The 21,792-nt window shown below is 38.0% G+C and carries 19 protein-coding genes; 15 read left to right on the forward strand and 4 right to left on the reverse strand.

What is annotated here, in order from left to right; translation table 11 throughout:
* Positions 1 to 42: 42 nt before the first annotated feature.
* From AC25Y6_RS10270 to AC25Y6_RS10305, 8 genes are all read left to right on the forward strand, one after another.
* Positions 43 to 165, forward strand: a complete 123-nt coding sequence (locus tag AC25Y6_RS10270) for a hypothetical protein (RefSeq protein ID WP_488142955.1) — start codon at positions 43 to 45, stop codon at positions 163 to 165.
* Between the two features lie 545 nt (positions 166 to 710).
* Positions 711 to 1,610 carry a formyltransferase family protein gene (locus AC25Y6_RS10275; protein ID WP_488142956.1) on the forward strand — a complete coding sequence of 300 codons (900 nt, stop codon included), beginning with the start codon at positions 711 to 713 and terminating at the stop codon, positions 1,608 to 1,610.
* On the forward strand, positions 1,597 to 2,739 hold the full coding sequence (gene rffA, locus AC25Y6_RS10280; RefSeq protein ID WP_488142957.1) for a dTDP-4-amino-4,6-dideoxygalactose transaminase: 1,143 nt from the start codon (positions 1,597 to 1,599) through the stop codon (positions 2,737 to 2,739). Before AC25Y6_RS10275 ends, rffA begins: the two co-directional genes overlap by 14 nt.
* Before the next feature lie 44 nt (positions 2,740 to 2,783).
* A complete protein-coding gene (locus AC25Y6_RS10285; RefSeq protein ID WP_488142958.1) occupies positions 2,784 to 4,076 on the forward strand; it encodes an oligosaccharide flippase family protein in 1,293 nt (430 codons plus the stop codon).
* Positions 4,077 to 4,185: 109 nt separating this feature from the next.
* A complete protein-coding gene (gene rfbA / locus AC25Y6_RS10290; RefSeq protein ID WP_488142959.1) occupies positions 4,186 to 5,082 on the forward strand; it encodes a glucose-1-phosphate thymidylyltransferase RfbA in 897 nt (298 codons plus the stop codon).
* Complete coding sequence (gene rfbB, locus AC25Y6_RS10295; RefSeq protein ID WP_488142960.1) at positions 5,079 to 6,095, forward strand: dTDP-glucose 4,6-dehydratase; 1,017 nt, start codon at positions 5,079 to 5,081, stop codon at positions 6,093 to 6,095. The genes rfbA and rfbB overlap by 4 nt, the downstream gene beginning before the upstream one ends.
* 39 nt (positions 6,096 to 6,134) lie before the next feature.
* Entirely contained in the window at positions 6,135 to 7,130 is a 996-nt protein-coding gene (galE, locus tag AC25Y6_RS10300) for a UDP-glucose 4-epimerase GalE (protein WP_488142961.1), read from the forward strand.
* A 166-nt stretch (positions 7,131 to 7,296) separates the two neighbouring features.
* On the forward strand, positions 7,297 to 9,024 hold the full coding sequence (locus AC25Y6_RS10305; protein WP_488142973.1) for a phospho-sugar mutase: 1,728 nt from the start codon (positions 7,297 to 7,299) through the stop codon (positions 9,022 to 9,024).
* A gap of 463 nt (positions 9,025 to 9,487) precedes the next feature.
* Here the strand turns inward: AC25Y6_RS10305 and AC25Y6_RS10310 are convergent, their stop codons facing one another.
* Positions 9,488 to 10,105, reverse strand: coding sequence for a hypothetical protein (locus AC25Y6_RS10310; RefSeq protein ID WP_488142962.1), 618 nt, complete (start codon positions 10,103 to 10,105; stop codon positions 9,488 to 9,490).
* The gene (locus AC25Y6_RS10315) at positions 10,095 to 10,319 is read right to left on the reverse strand and encodes a hypothetical protein (protein ID WP_488142963.1); all 225 of its coding nucleotides are present in this window, start codon (positions 10,317 to 10,319) and stop codon (positions 10,095 to 10,097) included. Before AC25Y6_RS10315 ends, AC25Y6_RS10310 begins: the two co-directional genes overlap by 11 nt.
* A 404-nt stretch (positions 10,320 to 10,723) precedes the next feature.
* On the opposite strand from AC25Y6_RS10315, the gene AC25Y6_RS10320 reads away from it, so the two are divergent.
* The 7 genes from AC25Y6_RS10320 to AC25Y6_RS10350 all read left to right on the forward strand — a co-directional run bounded on the left by AC25Y6_RS10320 (position 10,724) and on the right by AC25Y6_RS10350 (position 19,054).
* Positions 10,724 to 10,933: a hypothetical protein gene (locus AC25Y6_RS10320; RefSeq protein WP_488142964.1), complete on the forward strand. Its 210-nt coding sequence runs from the start codon at positions 10,724 to 10,726 to the stop codon at positions 10,931 to 10,933.
* Positions 10,879 to 12,141 (forward strand): PIN-like domain-containing protein, encoded by a 1,263-nt coding sequence (locus tag AC25Y6_RS10325; RefSeq protein WP_488142974.1) that lies wholly within the window; start codon positions 10,879 to 10,881, stop codon positions 12,139 to 12,141. The genes AC25Y6_RS10320 and AC25Y6_RS10325 overlap by 55 nt, the downstream gene beginning before the upstream one ends.
* Before the next feature lie 332 nt (positions 12,142 to 12,473).
* A complete protein-coding gene (locus AC25Y6_RS10330; protein ID WP_488142965.1) occupies positions 12,474 to 12,695 on the forward strand; it encodes a transcriptional regulator in 222 nt (73 codons plus the stop codon).
* Positions 12,695 to 12,880, forward strand: coding sequence for a LexA family protein (locus tag AC25Y6_RS10335; protein WP_488142966.1), 186 nt, complete (start codon positions 12,695 to 12,697; stop codon positions 12,878 to 12,880). The genes AC25Y6_RS10330 and AC25Y6_RS10335 overlap by 1 nt, the downstream gene beginning before the upstream one ends.
* Positions 12,880 to 14,136 (forward strand): Y-family DNA polymerase, encoded by a 1,257-nt coding sequence (locus tag AC25Y6_RS10340; RefSeq protein ID WP_488142975.1) that lies wholly within the window; start codon positions 12,880 to 12,882, stop codon positions 14,134 to 14,136. The genes AC25Y6_RS10335 and AC25Y6_RS10340 overlap by 1 nt, the downstream gene beginning before the upstream one ends.
* Before the next feature lie 13 nt (positions 14,137 to 14,149).
* A complete protein-coding gene (locus AC25Y6_RS10345) occupies positions 14,150 to 14,479 on the forward strand; it encodes a YolD-like family protein (RefSeq protein WP_488142967.1) in 330 nt (109 codons plus the stop codon).
* Positions 14,480 to 15,571: 1,092 nt separating this feature from the next.
* Complete coding sequence (locus AC25Y6_RS10350; RefSeq protein WP_488142968.1) at positions 15,572 to 19,054, forward strand: right-handed parallel beta-helix repeat-containing protein; 3,483 nt, start codon at positions 15,572 to 15,574, stop codon at positions 19,052 to 19,054.
* A 190-nt stretch (positions 19,055 to 19,244) separates the two neighbouring features.
* Here AC25Y6_RS10350 and AC25Y6_RS10355 read toward each other — a convergent pair whose 3' ends face one another.
* Both AC25Y6_RS10355 and arcC read right to left on the reverse strand, forming a co-directional pair.
* A complete protein-coding gene (locus tag AC25Y6_RS10355; RefSeq protein WP_488142969.1) occupies positions 19,245 to 20,480 on the reverse strand; it encodes an allantoate amidohydrolase in 1,236 nt (411 codons plus the stop codon).
* A 64-nt stretch (positions 20,481 to 20,544) separates the two neighbouring features.
* Entirely contained in the window at positions 20,545 to 21,495 is a 951-nt protein-coding gene (gene arcC, locus AC25Y6_RS10360) for a carbamate kinase (RefSeq protein WP_488142970.1), read from the reverse strand.
* Between the last annotated feature and the right edge of the window lie 297 nt (positions 21,496 to 21,792).

The following is a 21,792-nucleotide window of genomic DNA, read 5'->3' on the forward strand; positions in this document are numbered from 1 at the left end:
GCCTTCGTACGTGTATTAGAAAAAAGAAAAGCAATAAACGAATTGGCAAGAGAAAAGCATCCAAATCGTTGGGCTCGGAAAACAAGAAATTGGACTTTACATGAAAAAGTGACGTTAAACCTGATGAAAGAGGAAGAGACAAAAGAAGTTAAGGATGAAAGGTAAACTCACCTTTTCCTGGTGAAGAATTGTAACTGGCTTTTTGATACATCAGAGGGTGATGCAAGAGATGGGTACTATTATAGAATTGCAAATGAAATAATCAGAATAGACAAGAATTATCAGATGTTTTAAGTGAATTTTTAAAATTCTGAATTTGTTAAAAAATATTCTGGATATTGTATGGAATTTATTGAGTAATCCTACAATTTTGAAAACAAAGGTTTAAGCTATTCTAGATACTGCAAAGAACTTCACTTTCTACGGAGATGATGACCCTATTTTCAGAAGAAATATCGTATTGCGTTTTATGTATGGTGCTTATAAAAAAGATTAAACCTCTATAAAGCAGAATTCTTATTAGTTGAATAATTATATTTCAGAGCTGTTAATAAGTATATATATACTTGAAATTATTCCTGGAAAAGAAGTTTAATGAAATTCAGATTTGAATCCGTAATTGTATGAGAATGCCACTATTAGTTAATACTTTTTAAAAGAAAAGAGGGTTTGTGAGTGTACAAAATACTCAAAGGAGACTTAAAATCATTATGAAACTAGTATTATACCTCATGAATCAGAAGGGTTACACAGTATTAAGAGATTTATTGAACGTCCATGGATCATCGAGTATTGAATACGTGGTTATTTCTAAAGATAAAAATGTCGAAAAAGATTATTACGAAGAAATTAGGGAACTTTGTGAGTGTTATAAAATTAATGTATTTAACTCTAAAACTACGTTACCAAAATTTGAACGTTATAAAATCGCTATTGGCTGGAGATGGCTGATTAAAGATACTTCCAACTTAATTGTCATGCATGATTCTTTACTTCCTAAATATAGAGGTTTTTCACCACTTGTGAATATGTTAATCAATGGGGAAAAAGAAATAGGGGTGACAGCTTTGTTTGCTTCAGATGAGTATGATGAAGGCGAAATTATTCAACAAATGAAAACAACCATTGAATATCCAATAAAGATTTATGATGCCATTATAAAAGTGTCTCAACTATATTCGGAAATTGTATTATCAATTTTCAACCAATTAATTAATGGAGAAAAGTTATCAAGTATACCTCAAAATGACAATGATGCAACATATAGTCTTTGGAGAGATGATAAAGATTATATGATTAATTGGTCTGAAAATGCGATAGTCATTAAAAGGATGATTGATGCATTAACATTTCCATTTAAAGGATCAAAGACATATTTAAACGGTGAGTTAATTACAATTATAGACGCAGAAGAGTGCGGCGATAAAGCAATTGAGAATAGAGATATAGGGAAGATAATTTTCATACAAAATGGATTGCCAGTTGTTGTTTGTGGTAAAGGGCTTTTAAAAATTACTAAAGCCATTGATGTTAATAATAATAGTGTATTACCAATAAAAAAATTTAGAAGCAGATTTGAAGGAGGAGGAAATAGTGATGATTTCATTTAACAAACCACCTTTTTTAGGAAAAGAAACTCAGTATATTACAGAAGCGATTGCAGAAAATCAGAAAATAAGTGGCGATGGACCTTTTACTAAACGATCTCATGAATGGTTAGAATCAACTTTTCATACACCGAAGGCTCTTTTGACTACATCATGCACACATGCTTTAGAAATGGCTGCTATTTTAATTGATATTCAACCAGGTGACGAGGTAATTGCACCATCATATACATTTGTTTCAACGGTAAATGCTTTCGTTCTTCGAGGTGCAAGAATTGTCTTTGTTGACGTTCGTCCAGATACGATGAACATCGATGAAAACTTAATCGAAGCTGTTATTACAGAGAAAACAAAAGCGATTATACCTGTTCATTATGCTGGTATTGCATGCGAAATGGATACAATTATGGATATTGCTAAGCGGCATAATCTATTTGTCATTGAAGATGCAGCACAAGGTGTAATGTCTACATATAAAGGTAAAGCATTAGGAACAATTGGCGATTTAGGTTGCTTCAGTTTTCACGAGACAAAAAACTATTCGATGGGTGAAGGTGGGGCACTACTTATCCAAAATGAAAAGTTCATGGAGAGAGCTGAGGTTATTCGTGAAAAAGGAACAAATCGGAGTAGATTTATTCGTGAACAAGTTGATAAGTATACTTGGGTGGATATAGGTAGCTCATATCTGCCAAGTGAACTAAATGCAGCGTATTTATTTGCACAGTTAGAAGAAGCTCATAAGATTAACGATGACCGTCTTAATAGTTGGAGATTGTATAATAAATCTTTAAAAGAGCTAGGAGAAAAAGGCTATATTGAACTACCAGTTGTTCCAGAAAATTGTGAGCACAATGCGCATATGTTTTATATAAAATGCCGTGATATTGAAGAGAGATCAATACTTATTGAATATTTAAAAGAACAAAAGATTCAAACGGCATTTCACTATATCCCTCTACATACGGCTGAAGCTGGGTTAAAGTATGGGGAACTAATTGGTGAGGACATATACACAACTAGTGGCAGTGAAAGATTGTTAAGATTACCAATGTATTATGGTATTAAACCAGAATATGTGCAAGAAGTGACAGTACATATTAAACAGTTTTATGAATCTAAATTGCGCTGAGATGAAAAAACGATAAAAGGTTTTACAAGATTAGGAGCAGAGTAGTGAAGAGATTAAATGGGCTTCTAGAAAATAAATTTGTGAATAATATTGTGATGGTTGCTAGCGGTAGCGCTTTTGCACAAATATTTTCTATTGCAATGACTCCAATTATTACAAGAATTTACCCTCCAGAAGAGTATGGAATTCTAACTGTCTATGTATCATTATTAACACTTTTGAGCGTTGGGGCTTCACTAGATTATCAAAATGCAATTCCTATTGCGAAAGATAATCAAGCTGCCTACAGTTTAATTACAGGAGCATTTTTCATACTCATAACCTTTACTTTAGCTTTATCATTTATACTTGTTTTTTTGGGAGACACGGTGATTAGCTTATTAAGTAGTGAAGCTTTAGTTGATTACATGTACTTGATCCCACTTGGTGTTTTATTTGTGGGTAGTTACAATATCATTTTACATTGGTCATTACGTGTAAGGGACTTTAAGACGATCACAAAAACAATTATTACTCAAAGTATTTTTTCTAACTTAAGTAAAATCGGTTTAGGTTTAAGCGGTTTAGGTCCTTCAGGATTAATTTTAGGTCAAATCATTGGGCAAAGTGGAGGGTTATATAGCCTTTCATTACCTTTGATAATAAATAGGAGAGAGTTTGTAAAAGCGATAAAATGGAAAGAAATAAAAAAACAATTGACTCGTTATATTAAGTTCCCATTATATTCTGCTCCAAGTAATTATGTCTATACAGCTGGAAGTCAGGCACCTGTTATTATTTTAACGACTTTATTTGGAACTACTTCAGCTGGATTATTTGGTTTAGCAAATTCGATAGTCAATTTGCCAATCGGGTTAATAGCAAACTCTGTATCTCAAGTTTTCTACTCTGAAGCAGCAAATATTGGTAAAGATAATCCGAGTAAGATAAAAGCTTTATTATTAAAGTTATCTAGTAAACTAGCTCTAATTGGGCTTGCGCCATTATTAATGTTTTTATTGTTTGGTCCTTGGATTTTTAACTTCATTTTTGGCTCAAACTGGTACGATGCAGGTGCTTATGCTCGTATATTAGCAGTTGTTGCATATGCACATTTTATTATTTTTCCTGCTGGTCGTATTTTAGAAATTGTAGAGAAGCAAAATATAGGTTTAGTGATGAACACTATTCGATTAGCAGTAATTATTATCGCTTTTATTATTGCATATTTGTTGAATTTCACAGCGCTTCAAACAGTAATGTTATATGCTATAGTTAGTACCTTGAGTTACTTAATCTTATTTATTGTTGTTCAAAATGTATTATCGGAAAAAAAGTTTAGTTCAAAGCGTTATTAATGAAAAAATTCGATTATTTTTAATAGATGCTGCTTGATTTATCAAAAAAGCATTTAGTTTGAGTCATTCATATTGTATATATTTATAATATTTACTTGGAGGTTAAGAGATGAAAGGAATTATACTAGCTGGAGGTTCAGGTACTCGTCTTTATCCATTGACTAAAGCTGTATCAAAGCAAATTCTTCCTGTTTATGATAAACCTATGATTTACTATCCATTATCGGTTTTAATGTTAGCAGGAATAAAAGAAATTTTGATAATTTCAACACCTAGAGATGTTGTTGTTTTTGAAGAATTACTTGGTGATGGTATTGATATCGGTATGTCTTTTGAATATGTTGTGCAGGAGAACCCAAATGGGCTAGCAGAAGCGTTTATCCTTGGAGAAGAGTTTATAGGCGATTCTTCTGTAGCTTTGGTATTAGGCGATAATATTTTTTATGGTTCAAATTTTGGAAATCGTCTTATGGATGCTGCTAAATTAGAAGAAGGCGCTACAATCTTTGGTTGTTTTGTGAAAGATCCAAGAGCATACGGAGTAGTTGAAGTTGATGGGGATTTTAAAGCAATGTCAATAGAAGAAAAGCCAGAGAAGCCAAAGTCTTCTTATGCAGTTCCTGGTTTATATTTCTTTGATAACAATGTAGTAAACGTAGCAAAACAAGTGAAACCCTCTGCTAGAGGAGAGAAAGAAATCACTTCAGTTATTAATCATTATCTTGAAAGAGGTACATTAAATGTTCAGCTTGCAGGGCGTGGGTTAGCATGGTTAGATACAGGTACTCATGAATCGCTCCTTGAAGCATCTAATTTTGTTGAAGCTGTACAAAAGCGTCAAGGATTATATATCGCATGTATTGAAGAAATCGCTTTCCATAAAGGGTATATTAATCAAGAACAATTAAAAGTTTTAGCTGAACCTTTATTGAAAACTGAATATGGACAGTACTTAAAAGAAGTCGCTGAATCTTCAGAAAAAGGTGAGGTGAATGTTAATTCGTGAAAATTTTAGTGACCGGAGGAGCTGGATTTATCGGTGGGAACTTTGTTCAACACATGGTAAATAAATATCCTCATTATATTATTTATAACTTAGATTTTCTAACTTATGCAGGAGATTTAACTAAACATCGAGATATTGAAAAAGTAGAAAATTATCAATTTATTAAAGCAGATATTGCAGACCGTGAAGTAATTATGCCTTTGTTTGAGGAAGAAAAATTTGATTATGTTGTTCATTTTGCCGCGGAGAGTCATGTGGATCGCTCTATTACAGACCCTGGAATATTTGTTCAGACGAATGTAGTAGGAACACAGGTATTGCTTGATGCATCAAAACAAATAGGAGTTTCAAAATTTGTACATGTGTCAACAGATGAAGTGTATGGGGAACTTGATTTTGACCCTACAATATTCTTCACGGAAGAAACTCCTATACAGCCGAATAGCCCATACAGTGCTAGTAAAGCATCATCTGATTTATTAGTTCGTGCGTATCATGAGACATATGGTTTACCTGTTAATATAACCCGGTGTTCTAATAATTATGGTCCTTATCATTTCCCAGAAAAGTTGATTCCTTTAACGATTTCTCGAGTGTTAAATGACCAGAGGGTGCCAGTATATGGTGATGGTAAAAATATTCGTGATTGGTTACATGTATTTGATCACTGCACTGCTATTGATTTGGTGTTGCATGAAGGTATTAATGGTGAAGTATATAATGTAGGTGGGCATAATGAACGTACCAATCTAGAAGTTGTAAAAACAATTATTAGTACTTTAGGGAAATCAGAAGAGCTAATAGAGTTTGTCACAGATCGATTAGGTCATGATAAACGTTACGCGATTGACCCAACAAAACTAGAACATTTAGGTTGGAAACCGACTTATACATTTGAAACTGGTATTGCCCAAACGATTCAATGGTATCTTGATAACAAAGAATGGTGGGAGCACATTATTAGTGGTGAATATCAAAGTTATTTTGAGAAGCAGTATATTTTGAACGAATAGTTTTGTATTCCAAATTAAACAGAGGTGGATTAAACCTATATGAATATATTGGTAACAGGTGGTGCCGGATATATCGGCTCGCATACATGTGTGGCTTTACTTGAAGCAGGTCATTCAGTAATTATCGCTGATAATCTTTGTAATAGTAAGCGTGATTCTATTGATAAAATACAACAACTTGCAGGTAAGGAAGTTATCTTTTATGAGATCGATATAACGGATGAAGACAAAGTAGATGGTATTTTTCAAAATCATAAGATTGATGGTGTGATTCACTTTGCTGGTTTAAAAGCTGTAGGTGAATCTGTAGGGAAACCGTTAATGTATTATATGAATAATTTGGTGAGTACGATGGTGCTGGCTGAGGCTTGTTTGAAGTTTAATGTCGGACGATTTGTATTTAGTTCTTCTGCTACGGTTTATGGGGATAATCAGGTGCCGTTTGTGGAAACGATGAACTTATTGCCAACGACGAATCCTTATGGTGAAACGAAGGCGATGAGTGAGCGTATTTTAACGGATATGGCAAACGTTAATCCTGGTTTTGCAGTGACTCTTCTACGTTATTTTAATCCAGTGGGCGCGCATGAAAGTGGCTTAATTGGCGAGGCACCGGATGGTATTCCAAATAATTTAATGCCTTATGTAACGCAAGTGGCAAAAGGGAAACTAAAGCAGCTGCGTGTGTTTGGTAATGATTATCCGACAGTTGATGGCACAGGTGTCCGTGATTATATTCATGTCGTGGATTTAGCTGCTGGGCATGTAGCAGCAATCGAGCGTCTGACGGAAGGTGTCAATGTTTATAATTTGGGCACAGGTCGTGGTACAAGTGTATTAGAGCTAGTGAAAGCATTTGAAGAGGCTAATGGAATGGAAGTTCTTTATGAAATAGTGGATCGCAGACCAGGGGATATTGCTTCGTGTTATGCTGATGCTGCGAAGGCTGAATTAGAACTCGGTTGGACAGCAAAACGTGATCTTGTTTCGATGTGTCGGGATTCTTGGCGGTTTGAGAAGGGGAATGGGGAGTAATGGTCCATTTTCCTTCTTTTTTCCTCTTGGTTTTTATTTTTGTGTCTTGTAGTCTAGCTGTGAATCCATTCGGCTCTCTAGGAATCGAGGCATATAAGTATAAGACGTTTGAATTGTCGGGAAAACTTTATTGAATGAATAGGAGGTTGTAATCTTGGGAACATATATGCATGTTTTTGAGAAATGGATGCGAGAGAGTTCAATGCCAAATGAGTTACAGCATGAATTAGAATTAATTTTGCGTACGAACGAAGAAATAGAAGACAGGTTTTATCAATATCTTTCGTTCGGGACAGGTGGAATGCGTGGGTTGCTAGGAGCAGGAACTAACCGGATGAACGTGTATACAATCCGTCGCGTCGCGGAAGGACTAGCTCAGCAAATCATTGTGTCTGGAGAAGATGCTATGCGTCGTGGTGTTGTGATTGCCTATGACACGCGGCACTATTCGGTTGACTTCGCTTTAGAAACCGCAAAAACAATAGGGAAGCACGGCATTCGCGTTTTCTTGTTCAAAGAAAGTCGGCCAACACCTGAATTATCATTCGCAATGAGGCATTTGAATGCATTTGCTGGCGTTGTCATTACAGCAAGTCATAACCCTGCACAATATAACGGTTTTAAAGTGTACGGGGAAGACGGAGGACAACTACCGCCGGATGCCGCAGACGGAATTGTTCAGCATATGGTAGAAATCGAAGACTTGTTTGCTATTCAAACCGCTAACGAGGAAGAACTACTTCAAAATGGAATGTTGACTTACATATTGGAAGAGATTGATGATGCTTATCAAGAATGCCTTCTTACATTGAGGGAAGATACAGAGATCATTGAAGCGCATGGGAAGGACATGTCCATCGTCTTTACACCACTCCATGGATCAGGGCTTGTACCTGTTGTTGAAGGGTTGCATAACTTTGGGTTTAACAACGTACAAGTTGTATCAGAACAAGCTATACAGGACTCTAGATTCCCAACGGTGGTTTATCCAAACCCAGAAGAGCGTGATGCATTTGAATTAGCGATTAAGCTTGGACAAGAACGAGGCGCGGACTTATTACTAGCGACAGATCCGGACGCAGACCGTCTTGGTGTGGCAGTCAAAAACCGAGATGGAGAATACGAATTGCTCACCGGAAACCAGCTTGGCGCACTTTTATTAAATTACCTACTTATGCAGAAAAAACGAAAAGCTACGCTACCGGAAAACGGTGTCGTTATGAAGACGATTGTAACTTCGGAATTCGGTCGTGCCGTTGCGGCAAAATTCGAGATTCCTACAATTGATACATTGACTGGCTTCAAGTTTATCTCTGAGAAGATTGAGGAATTTGAAAAGAGCGGTGAACATCAATTTTTATTTGGATACGAGGAAAGCTATGGCTTTTTGATTGGCACATTCGCACGGGATAAGGATGCAGTCCAGGCTGCGTTGTTGACTGCGGAAATGGCTGCGTATTATAAGTCTATTGGTAAATCGCTGTATGATGGCCTGATAGACTTATATGAAGAGTTTGGTCATTACAGGGAAGCGCTGGAGTCGTTAACGCTTACAGGGAAAGATGGACAAGAGAAGATTGCGGTGATTATGGAAGAGCTTCGTCAGAATCCGCCGCTATCCATTGCTGGTGTTGCTGTTAGTGCTATTGAGGATTATAAAGCGGGGACAAGGCGTCTTGGGGATGGAACGATTGAGAAATTGACTTTGCCAAAAGCGGATGTTTTAAAGTTCTTACTTGAGGATGGTTCTTGGGTATGTGTTAGACCTTCTGGGACTGAGCCGAAGTGTAAGTTTTACTTTGGGGTAAGGAAGGATACGGCTGAAGCGGCTGTGGCAGCGATAGAAGTTTTGGTGGAAGACATATTGGATCGTGTGGATAGTCTGCAATTTTAAGCGAGAATAACTTTCGTTGTGTGGTCTTATCAATTAATATTATTTAACTATTATGCCTCAGCTGTAGCTTATACAACTGAGGCGATTATTTGACTGAATTCAATAAACGGAATACTCAATCACTTATTTGTGAAGCCTAAGGCTTCACGTGCCTTTATTGATAGAACTTTGGGTGCCTGTATAAAAACTGATTTCAGATATGATTACAGCCAGTGAAATTTACCATCCGTGACATGTTTTTTACTACTCCATACATTTATATAATTGATTCCTGCGTAGCGTGAGACATGGTTACACAACGACTGGGAGAGACAATACCATTTCTACTTTCCCCGAAACTAATTTTTTGTTGTTTCAAGATTAACTAGAATTATCAGAAATAGAACATATTTCTAAATAGAATTAAATGTACTTTTCATGAGAGATTTACAGGTATTTCATTGGCTATATCTATATTAATTATTTAATTTATTAATGCGTCGGCAACTTCCTTACCTGAACCTAAAAACAAACTTATTTCATCAGCCCCTATAGGACCATTCCACTTAGTAACCTTCAAAATATTTATCTCATATTCTTCATTATATTTGTTTACAGCAAGATAACGAGCCCAAGGATTGTCAAACCAGTCTTTCTTTTCATCGACAAATGTGCCAAATTCCATTGGCATTTCGGACAGCAACTTTTGACCATCATACTCCTTCCTGAATAAATCATCTTCACTCTTGGTGATCACTGCTGCAATTACATATTTTTCAAATAGAAGATATAAGGATAAAGAATCTAGCTTATCAAGCTCATCAATTTTTCCTCTAATGACTTTTCTAGGGACAATATGTTCATGTATTAATTTGTAAGCACGTTTTTTTGAATAAGCCCAATTATCGTATGCTTCTACTGACCAGTATTCATTGCCATTATATTTCCCTTTGGCTTCTGTCCAATTATAAATAGCGTAGTTTATTGCATTTCTTCTTACCTTTTCTGAAACTTTACTGCTCAGCAAAGTGGATAAGTCGACCATTAATCTTTTTCGTATTATTTCACCGCTATCTTTTTCATATCTTTTTTTATTGGACACTCTCAGCAACCTCCGCTTCATATAACTCAATCACTTCAGAAAATGCTGGGTAGGATGGAAACGATGTTCTTAGTTCTTCAAGCTCCTCTATTAATTTAGGACTCATCTCGTGCTCCACAAAGCACTCATCAATTAAATCTTGCAGATTATTAACCTCATTTCGAACCAGTTTAAGTGTCTCCGATAAACTTTTTACCGCTTCATTGATAACCATACAATTCCTCCCTTAAATACATCTTTATGCTTGTACTTAAGTTTTTAGACTTTATAGTTTTTCTGTCGTATTAACTTTAGGTACCTGATGTATGAAATAATTTATTTCAGGTATCTGCACGAAACTGTTCTGACTATTAACTACAATTATATATTTATTAACAGGAGATTAGATATGTACCTGACTTTCTAATCCCTATTGGTTTTTTATACAATTGGATGAATTGTTGGTTGTTTTTTGTTGCACAGGCACACACACAATTATTTAAATTGCCTTAGCAGCATTTTGTTAGGTGCTTTAATCGCAATTATTCAACAATTCATTACTATTGGATTACTGAGTTTTGCGGTAATATGGCATTAGTAGCAACTGCCTCTTATAAACGCTAAGTAGATTTTTACTTAATGATTGCAAAAGTATCTAACATCGGTAAGATTTATAATAATGATGAGGTGAAAAAAATGAGTTCGAAATACGCATACACATTTGAAGAGTTTCAGGAACTATATGAATCTGATCCATTGATTGTCATGAATACAACAAAAACCGGCAGCACGTTATTACGAGGGAACATAGTAAATATAAAGAAGTTACTAAAGAAGTTGAGCGAATAATGCTTATAGCGAAAAATGATATAAACAAGCAGTTTATTAAGTTTAACAAATTTAGATTTCCTCAAGTAAAAGAACTAGGTGCAAAAATAAATGATGCAATTGAAATGATAAACACGGATTCCAATACGTATAAAGAAGACATTAAGGAAGAAGTAGCGAAAAACGAACGAATGCTCAATGAAGATAAAGTTCAGTTGTTTATAACAGAGCTTATTCAGGGAGGGTATGTTGGAGAAAATTTCAACATAACTGATTTACTTAATATTTATGCTGAGGGTGAGCAGAGATATAAATATCGAATTCCGCCAGGATACATGGATATAGAAAAAGACAAAAAAGACATTACTAAAAGTGAAAAGTTTGGAGATCTTATTCTATGGAAACAAGTATTAAACAAAGCAAAGTCATGTCAAAAGGCAATTATTTTTATTACGCTTGATGAAAAAGAAGATTGGTGGATTTTGGATAAAAAAGGTGTCCCCACTGGGCCGAGGGAAGAGTTATTAATTGAGTTCAGTGAATTTAGCGATAAATCCCTTGTATTTATGAACCTTACAAATTTCATCCATGATGTCTCTATTGTGAATAATATGGTTGACCACACAACCCATTTAGAAATGAACGCTTCGTCTGTTTGTGAGGAGTTAATTGAAAACGCCGGATGGGACGAAACAATAAATAGTAAAGGACATCTATCTAATTATCTCATTCATAGCGGCGATCTTCAGGACTACGTAGATAATCCATTAAGCGATGTAGAAGTTACTGATTTATCCTCACCTGTAATCGATATTGATGCAGTTGATATTAAGGAGAACCAAGTTATCATTGAAGGTTCTTTTGAAACTAATGCCTATGTTAGCGTTACTGAGTCATTTTCTAAAAATTATTCAACTAGCTTTAATGCTTCATTAATAATAACAGGTTCAATCAGTTTTGAATTTGAAGTGGATTTTGAAAAAGACGAGGACTTTATTAAAACTAATACTTTGGATATCACCGTTGGAGGCTTCGGTGTAGTCGAGTTTAAAACATTTGAGCGGGAGAGTTGCATCGATTGCGGAAATCCGAACACTCCATATAACTCCAATAATGGAGACCTTATATGTGAAAAATGTAGTGTTCACTATGAAACATGCCCTAATTGTGGAAAGTTATTTGAACCAGGCACGCTTGGCGGTGCCTTTTGCGTGGGCTGCGGTGATTAAATTTCAGCCCAGTGATAATTTTAGATACCCAATAGCCTTAAAATCCATGCCTGTGCACCACACAATTCCAGGTACCTGTGCAAGATTGTATTCTGACAATCCACTACAATTACATATTTATGAACAGGAGATTAATAGGTATCTGATTATCTAATAGCTATTGTTTTTTATACAATTGTGTAATTTGTTCGTTGTTGTTTGTAGCACAGATACCGATTTTAAGTCGGACACTTAGCAAAGAGCCCACTTCTGGTAACTCTTGTTAAGTGTTTATTTGTCGTTGCAATACGAACGTACATTCCATATACTGATTAAAAGAGGAGGGAACAGATGTGCGTGATGAATTGATTAAGTCGATGGAGCGGAATTGTGTCTTAGATATGATGTACATATCAAAAGACGGTGTAATAAGCAAACGTAGAATCAAGGTGCTACAGGTGGGTGAGGTATCATTCCGAGCCTATTGTCATCTTCGCGGATCCAGAAGAACTTTTACAATTGATAACGTTTTGGCGCTTGTTCCAGTCATTCGAAAAGAAAGGGCGGTTATTTAATGAGTAGTCGACAACTAGAAACTTATGATTTATTGAAAAAACAGAATCAATCCACAATAAGTGAAATCACAACAGCTGTTGGATTGAATTCTCCTTCTACCGTTCATGGTCATTTAGACAAAATGAGGGGTAATGGTTATATTGACCTTGTTAATACAGCACGCACACAGCGAATAGTCGTATGATGGACTACGGCGAGTTTCCAAACAAACAAATCGCCTGTATCGACATGATGAGTTTCTACGCTAGCTGCATGGCATCGATACACAATTTGGATGTTCGTACTGTTCCTATCGCGGTGGTCGGTAATTTTAAACAAAAGGGGAGTGTTGTGCTGGCTGCATCACCCCCAATGAAGAAGCGATTTAGAGTGAAAACGGGAACGAGGCTTTTTGAAATTCCGGATCACCCCGATATTCGTTTGTTCGAACCGAAGATGGCTTTTTTTCTAGAAATGTCTATGTCTATTACTCGTATCCTCCACAAATACGTGCCGGCAGAAGCAATCCATGTTTACAGTGTGGACGAATCTTTTGTAGATCTTTCGGGCACTGAGAAGCTATGGGGCGATCCGGTAGAAACGATTAAAGAAATACAAGCAGAAATACTTGAAACGTTAAATTTACCGTCCACAGTTGGAATGGGTCCGAATATGTTGATGGCGAAGCTTGCGCTTGATCTTGAGGCGAAGAAAACTAGTTTTGCGAAGTGGGAATTTGAGGATGTACCGTCGAAGCTATGGCCAGTTGCACCGTTGAGTGAAATGTGGGGAATTGGTCGACAGACGGAGAAAACCATGAATAATATGGGTATCTTCTCAGTTGGCGATCTTGCGCACACACCGCTTGAACGACTCGAGAAAAAGTTTGGTGTAATGGGAAATCAATACTATCATCACGCCTGGGGAATTGACCTGTCTGAGTTGGGCGCACCTCTACTGGAAGGTCAAATGAAGAGTTATGGTAAGGGTCAAACGCTTTACAGGGATTATGTAACCCGTGAATCGGTTCTTGTCGTCATATTAGAAATGTGTGAGGATGTTTCTCGTCGCGCAAGGGGAGCTGGGAAAGAGGGGAGGACCGTTCATCTGGGGATAGGATATAGCAAGCATGCTTTGGGTGGTGGATTTAGTCGGTCGTTATCAATCGAGGAAGCTACAAACGATACGATGAAGATCTACCGGACTTGTGTAGCTCTTTTCGACAAATTTCATGATGATCGTCCCGTACGGAAAATTAGTATCTCAATTACCAATTTAGAGAATGAAACATCCATGCAGTTGAGTTTATTCGATGGGGATAAATTGAGAAACCGTGAGTTAGGCGCAGTTATGGATAGCATTCGGACTAAGTATGGATCCACAGCTATATTGAGGGCTGTTTCTCTAACGGATGACGGGACCGCAATCGGACGCTCTAAATTGGTTGGCGGACATAAGTAGTGGGAGGTATAGCATGATTCGAGATCGCGGAAATATTAAATGGACGGCATTGATGTTGCCGGAGCATATTGTGGAATTGAGAAATTGGATGGATCAGGAGCATTACGTTGAATGCCCGGAGCTCAGTGATTGGGATTTACAATCTATCCAGGAAGAAATTGAAGTAGCGTATAAGCGCAAATGCCAAACGTTGATTAAGACTTGGAAGGACGGAAAGATTATGACGCGCGGAGCGATAGTAGAAGTAATTGATGTGCAGTCTAGCTGTATTGTGCTCGATAACCCCTTTGGAACTGAGAGGATTTCATTTTCAGACATAGTTAGCGCACAATGTATGGAATGAAAAACAACGAACCATGACCGCTCATATATCGTTAAGGACCGCCCGAAGCCTGCGGCCGACCGCTCAAAATTTCAGGTACCTGTGCAAGAAACTACTCTGGAAATTCACTACAATTACATATTTATAAGACGTGGATTAGGTATTTACTTCAATATCTAATCTTCTTTGCGTTTTTAACAATTGGGTGAATTGTTCGTTGTTGGTTTTTGCACCCACACAATTATTCTGAAAAGCGGATCTTCCAGTTTTGCTTGCTATATTGTCATGATGAGAACCTTCACCAATTATTAATCTCTTAGGAATACTGGTGTTTCATATAACTTCCTTTCAAGTTGTTTTTGTACTTCGTAACTAGCAATTTCTCCTCCACTTGATACAGATATCCATTCTATATTAAAAAGGCTAATTAAACCCTTCAATAATTCGTCCCAGCATATATCAATAGGAGAAACGCCGATATCAATTCTTTCTATGGTTTCAAAGATTTTTTGCTTTGCTATAGGAGTAACATTCTGTAGGCGAATGGTGTGAAATTTCCTTTCTCTATGTCAAAACGAGTCCACGCTTGCCATAATGCAGCTCCTCCTGTTTGTCTAAAACTTTCCTGGTCACGGTAAATGTTGAGAGTGCGGATGGATGCTGATATCATCGGTTCGTACTGGTTCAAAACCTCTTCAAAATTATTCACGTCTGCGGTGCTTTCGACCGTGCACGATTCTTTTATTCCCGGGTGCTTTCATCGTAGAATATTGGGAATGCCGAATCCAATCGTCAATTAGTGGAAATGGAGCTCAAAACAAGCGGTTTGAGTAGTCAAAACCATCACTTTGGAGTCTCAAAGTGATGGTTTTGAAGTATTTAAAGAATGTCTATTTTAAGTACCTGTATATGAAATTATAAGTACAAGAACATAGTGATTTGAAGGGTACCTTAAAATTTTGCTATCTACTCTTGTTCACAAGCAGTTCTTTACTCTGTCCCTAGGCTTACTAGTATACTTAACTGATGATAGAACTCATTCGTATAATTGTGTTTAGAAAAATATAAAGTATAGAAATCAATTGAATTTACTAATAGAAAGTGGGAAGATACGTGGCAATTATTCAAGTGTCTCAGCGTGAAGGATCCAACTACAAAACCATTCAGGTTGCAGTAGAGGCAGCTCTACAAGGAGATACAGTGGAAGTTGATGAAGGTGTTTATTATGAACATGTAACAATCGATAAGCTGCTCGTTCTTCGAAGTTCAGAAGGTGAAGCAAGCTCAGTTCGTCTAACAGGAAGTGTTCGTATCGCGACAACGGAAGAAGTGCGTATCGAATCGATCAGTATTGGAGGAGGCACTGGTCCAGTGGACTATGGTTTACATATCGAATCAGGAGATGTAACGCTTCACCACTGTCTTTTCTATGAGATTCAAGGTGTTGCAATGCGAGTTGATGCAGCTGCAAAAGTATCCGCAGAGCATTCGATCTTTCAAAAAAACATACAAGGGATTGAGGTATTAGGGCGTTTGGCTTTGTTCGAATGCATAGTAGAAGACACGATCAAGTCTGCACAAATTAGTGTGCGCGCGGGAGGAGAAGTCGCGTTAACGAATTCCGGAATTTTAAGTGGGCAAGAAGAAGGCCTTTGCTTGTATGAAACGAGTCGAGCAACAATCACCAAAAGTTCATTCATCGGAAATCGCGGGGTTCAACTTCGTTTGGAACAAGACAGTTCTATGGACGTAGAAAGTACGAATTTTTATTTTGGACATGTCCAAGGAATCTATTGTGATCAATCTAAGGGTGTCCTGAAAAATTGTGTCTTTAAAAACCAAAGTTTGGAGCATGTAGCATTTACGAATGAATCCCATATCGAAGTCGAGGCAAGTACGTTTGAAAATGGTGAGGCTGAAGGAATGAACGTCAGTGGTTCATCAGTTGAGCTATCCGACTCACAGTTTAAAAACCAAAAAGGAGACCAAATTTCCTGTAACGAACAAAGCAAACTCTCGATTACAAAAACACAGATCCTTTCGGGTGAGTCTAGAGGAATTGTGTCCGGAAATTCCACGTGTACACTCATCGAATCTGAAGTGAAGTACAATCAGATGACGCAACTCTCTGCGTTTACTCAAAGCGTGTTCACGATTCTGGGTTGTGAAATTGAGAGTGGAAACAATAAAGGAGTTTACGTGACAAGTAGCAAAGTGACTATTTCGGATTCTCTTATTAGCCATCATAGTGGTGTACAGATTTTTGCTTCTGAACAATCGGAAGTAATTCTGTCGGCGACCGAAGTAAAGAGTGGGGATAGTGCAGGGATATTTGTGAAAGAATCCGAGTTGACGGCAGCCAATTGCATCATCTTCGGTCATAAGGGATCCAACGTTTTACTCAGTGCTGCGGCTAAAGCAGAAATTACCGATTGTAGAATATCGAGTGGCGATAAGAACGGCATACTTGCAGGTCCTGAAGTAGTTATTTCATTAGAACGGTCAATTTTGTTCAATCATAAAAGGCCACAAATAAGAGCAACGGAATCTGCAGAAGTCTTTATAACGGAGTGTGAAATCTATGACGGTAAATCGTCAGGAATCGTCTTGAGTCAGGTGGAGCGTACTGAAGTGACGGTAACTCGAGTACATGGTCATCGTGATGATCAAATCATCTTGCAAGATTGTTCGGATGCTGTATTCACTGGGGTGCAAGTGATGAATGGAAAGAAGGCTGGACTGAGACTCGAGCGTTCGGTTCCGGTTCTTAACGACTGTTCTTTTGAGAACAACCAAGCAGGAGATTTAGTTCGTTGGGATGACAGTGTTCCTGTGCTCACCGATACGGACTTGCAGGTTCCACCAATCACTAGTAAATTAGGCGGCAGTGCTGGACATTCCTCTACTGTAGATTCATCACCTACTGATCAGATGGATGTTTTCATGAATGGTTTGAATGGGTTTATTGGACTGGAAGATGTGAAAAACAAAATCCAGGAGTTTAAAAACGTAAGCGACATTAATCAATTCAAATTAGAGCGTGGAATGAAAGTTAATCCGATGGTAGCGCCTCATATGGTCTTTCAAGGTAATCCGGGTACTGGTAAAACGACAGTCGCTCGGCTTATAGGAAAGATTTTTAAGGAACTAGGTTTATTAAAGACAGGCCACGTAACTGAAGTGAAGCGAGAAGATCTCGTTGGAACGCATGTTGGTGAATCAGAAGAACGAACGAAAGTAATTATTAAGGAAGCTATGGGTGGCGTCCTCTTTATAGACGAAGCGTATACGCTTGCAGCAGGGGGCAATTCTAGTAATGATTTCGGAAAAAAAGTAATTGAAACGTTGCTTCCTGCAATGGAAAATTCTCGCGGTGAATTCATTGTCATCGCGGCAGGCTATACCGAAGAAATGAACCGTTTCCTAGCGTCTAATCCGGGATTGAAAGATCGTTTTACTGAAAAGATTCACTTTCAAGACTATACACCAGATGAGTTGCTTCAAATCTTCTTAAGCCAGTGTGAAGGAAGCTATGTGCTTACTCCTGCTGCCAAACAAGCAGTTTATGAGGAGTTCGTGGAACGTTATCGTATGCGCGATGAAACATTTAGTAACGCTCGAATGGCACGTATACTATACGATCAAATCGGGCTTGCTCAGTCGATGAGAATTGCGAAACTTTTACGTGAAGAGTGGACGGAAAAGGTATTGACGATGTTTGAAGAACAAGACGTTGTACAAGCGGTACAAGAGCGTGGAGTGAAGACGTACGAAGTTCCAATCGATGAAGTACTACTCGCCCATAAACGTGCAGAACTCCATCAGTTTATCGGCCTTGGTTCTGTGAAGGCTGAAATAGATAAAATGATTGAATTAATGAGATACTACAAACGAGAAAATCATTCTACGGAGAAATTGATGAACCACACGCTGTTGATTGGTAAACCAGGGACAGGTAAAACCGAGGTCGGTCGTGTGCTCGCTGGTATTTATCAAGCGCTTGGATTATTAGAACGAGGCGATCTGATTGAAGTAGATCGCAGCGATTTAGTCGGTAGTCATATTGGTGAAACGGAGAAGCTGACAGCCGGGCTGATTGAACGAGCGATGGGTAGTGCGTTATTTATTGATGAAGCGTACACACTTGCGAGTGGTGGAGAGAATGACTTCGGGAAAAAAGTAGTGGAAGTATTGCTGAAAAAAATGTCCGATCGACAAGGCGAGTTCCTATTAATTGCCGCAGGGTACGAAAAAGAAATGAATCGTTTCTTAGACAGCAACCCCGGACTCCGTCGACGTTTCGGACTAACGTTCCATTTTGAAGATTATACACCAAAGGAATTAATGGAGATTACCGACCTCTATAGTAAAGGGTACGGCATAACAGATGAAGCAAAGAGTGCATTAGTTCGTCACTATGAAGAGATTTATGCGCGTAGAGATAGTCATTTCGGAAATGCCGGTCTTGCAAAAAAAATAGCGAGAGAAATGACGCGTAAAGTCGATTATCGAATGGCTGTGGCGAGCAATAAACAAAATAGGCTTGCGCTCGAAAAAGAAATTACGAAGGATGATTTAGTTTTGTTGGAGAGTTGAATGATTTGTTGTTTTAATACACAGGTACTGCAAAATTTCAGGTACCTGTGCAAGAAACTATTTTGATAATTCACTACGATTACATATTTATGAACAGGGGATTAGATAGGCACCTAACTATCTAATCTTTATTGGGTTTTTATACAATTGGTTGAATTGTTTGTTGTTTTTGTTGCAGGTACTAGGTCGGTTACTCGACTACTGCAAAACGAAGAACTGCCTCTTCCAATACGTCAATTCCGATTAAGATATCTTCAATCGCTGTGTATTCATTTGGATGGTGACTGATTCCGTCTACGGATGGAACAAAAAGAAGCCCTACAGGACATAACCGGGTCATGTTCATGGCATCATGGCCAGCCCCACTCTGCATGAGTTGATAGGGAATATTCTTGTCCTTACAAACCATTTCTAACGCATTGTTAATTTCCGGGGATAGAAGTACAGGCTCCTCAGAACTAATTTCAATACTTTCTATCTCGAGTTTTCTAATCTCTTTAATGGAAGCTATCGTTTGCACTAAATGATCTTGCACGCGTTGCCTTGATGTTAACGAAGTGGATCTCATATCAATTTTCAATTCCACATCTCCTGGCACGACGTTCATAGCCCCATTGAACACCTCCATAACGCCTAATGTAGCGACAGTACCAAAGTCTTCCTCAGCCTTCGCGACTTTTTCAAGTTCCAAGGCAATTTCTGCTGCCCCAAGAAGCGCATCTTTTCTCATATTCATCGGAGTCGTACCTGAATGCGATGCTTTACCTGTTATTCTAACAATTAGCCTAACCGGAGCAGCAATTCCTGTAACAATACCGATTTTTTTATGATTATTGACTAATACTGGACCTTGCTCGATATGCAATTCAAAAAAAGCTTTAAATTCCTCATTCACTCGACTTGCCTGATCGATACCATTGATATCAAGAGCACAATAAGATAGTGCATTTTCTAATGTAATGCCATCTTTGTCTTTCAAATGTCGATATTTATCTTTTTCAAATTGCCCTGTCATCGCTTTGCTTCCAACTGTTGATACGCCAAAACGGGATGATTCTTCGCACGCAAATGAAATCACTTCAATCGGATGGTTCGTTTCAATCTTTTTTTCATTTAGGCGTTTGATCACTTCTAATGCAGCTGTGACGCCCAGCACACCATCGTATTTCCCGCCCTGGTAAACGGTGTCTAAATGAGAGCCCATGGCAACAGGAGGGAGCCCTTCAATCTTTCCTTCCCGTCTGGCAATAACATTTCCACAAGAATCCATGCGTATATCAAGATTTTCAGCCTTGCACATCCGCATAAAAGCATGGGTACATGTTTGCTCCTCGTTGGAGTAAGCAATTCTTGTAATTCCCTTATCACCTGCATTGTATTGATTTATATTTGCAAATAATGCTTCAAATCTTTTTCTTCTATCCATGCCCGTAACCTCCGATTATCTATTTTCGTCTTAGCTTGAAGAAAGAGTATACGATTTAAAGCACTCATTTAATGATATGTGTCCCTGCTTTTTCATTGATTGCGTCTTTTAAACTTTCGGTATTCGTAATGATAACTCTCATCCCGCTCTCCTCCAAAAAGCTTAAGCTTGCTTCAATTTTAGGCAGCATACTCCCTTCAGGAAAATGGTTTTCAAGTACATATTGTTTTGTCTGTGAAATTGTAATGATCTCCAGTTCTCTTTGGTTGGGTTTACCAAAGTTAATACAGACCCTTGATACACCCGTTGTAATAATTAACGTATCTGCGTTAATTTGTTCCGCTAACAGACTTGTCGCAAAGTCTTTATCGATAACTGCATCTATGCCTTCGTATGTATGATCTTCCCGCTGTACAACAGGGATTCCACCACCACCCACTGCAATAACAACAAAATTTGAGTCAATGAGGGACTTAATGGCATCCTTTTCAAGTATATTAATTGGTTTAGGGGATGGTACCACACGCCGGTATCCTCTTCCGGAGTCCTCAATAAATTTCCATTCCGGATGTGTTGCCTTCATAAGCTCAGATTGTTCAAAGGTATAAAATGATCCCACAGGTTTTGTTGGATTTTTAAAGTTAGGATCATCTGAACTTACTTCAACCCGAGTTAGAAGAGTAGCAACTTTTTTATCAATACCCCTTCTTGCAAATTCATTTGTTAATGCCTGTTGAATTTGATAGCCAATCCCGCCTTGTGTATCCGCTACACAATTAACGAGCGGGATTAAAGGCATTCCTTCTTGTTCGAGTGCAATTTCAGACCTTCGAAGACCGAAACCTACCTGTGGGCCATTTCCGTGTGTAACGACAACTTTATAGCCTTCTTCCACCATATCGGCAATATTAATAACCGTTTTTTGCACTACTTCATATTGATCCTGAATTGAATCAAAGCCATTCCCTTTAACCAACGCGTTTCCGCCGATGGCAACAATTATTACTCCACTCACCCGTGTTCCCCCTATAATACGTATGTATTGTTCTAGCTGCGTTTGTGTGCCCGTCTGCCCAGTAGCTCAAATTTAAGCTCATAGGAAATGGATCCTTCATAGTCATGATTATATACGGGATTTCAATAATTACATACAAAAACCCAAAATCGCTGCCACCGCTCATATATCAAATCGATGCCTGTGCACCACGCTATTCAGACACTATTCAAACAATTACAGAGTTGAATGAAAAGAGTTCTCTGGCCGAACTAAACTGTACCCTGTAAGATGGACACTTTGAAAAAGTCCCTCTTA

The sequence above is a fragment of the Sporosarcina sp. Y1004 genome, assembly GCF_057669665.1.

Coding starts and splice junctions, on each gene's coding strand:
- AC25Y6_RS10305 (WP_488142973.1), top strand. CDS start 7,297: ATGCATGTTTTTGAGAAATGGATGCGAGAGAGTTCAATGCCAAATGAG.
- AC25Y6_RS10315 (WP_488142963.1), bottom strand. CDS start 10,319: ATGGTTATCAATGAAGCGGTAAAAAGTTTATCGGAGACACTTAAACTG.
- AC25Y6_RS10355 (WP_488142969.1), bottom strand. CDS start 20,480: ATGGATAGAAGAAAAAGATTTGAAGCATTATTTGCAAATATAAATCAA.
- rffA (WP_488142957.1), top strand. CDS start 1,597: ATGATTTCATTTAACAAACCACCTTTTTTAGGAAAAGAAACTCAGTAT.
- AC25Y6_RS10335 (WP_488142966.1), top strand. CDS start 12,695: ATGAGTAGTCGACAACTAGAAACTTATGATTTATTGAAAAAACAGAAT.
- rfbA (WP_488142959.1), top strand. CDS start 4,186: ATGAAAGGAATTATACTAGCTGGAGGTTCAGGTACTCGTCTTTATCCA.
- AC25Y6_RS10320 (WP_488142964.1), top strand. CDS start 10,724: ATGATTGCAAAAGTATCTAACATCGGTAAGATTTATAATAATGATGAG.
- AC25Y6_RS10275 (WP_488142956.1), top strand. CDS start 711: ATGAAACTAGTATTATACCTCATGAATCAGAAGGGTTACACAGTATTA.
- galE (WP_488142961.1), top strand. CDS start 6,135: ATGAATATATTGGTAACAGGTGGTGCCGGATATATCGGCTCGCATACA.
- AC25Y6_RS10345 (WP_488142967.1), top strand. CDS start 14,150: ATGATTCGAGATCGCGGAAATATTAAATGGACGGCATTGATGTTGCCG.
- AC25Y6_RS10340 (WP_488142975.1), top strand. CDS start 12,880: ATGGACTACGGCGAGTTTCCAAACAAACAAATCGCCTGTATCGACATG.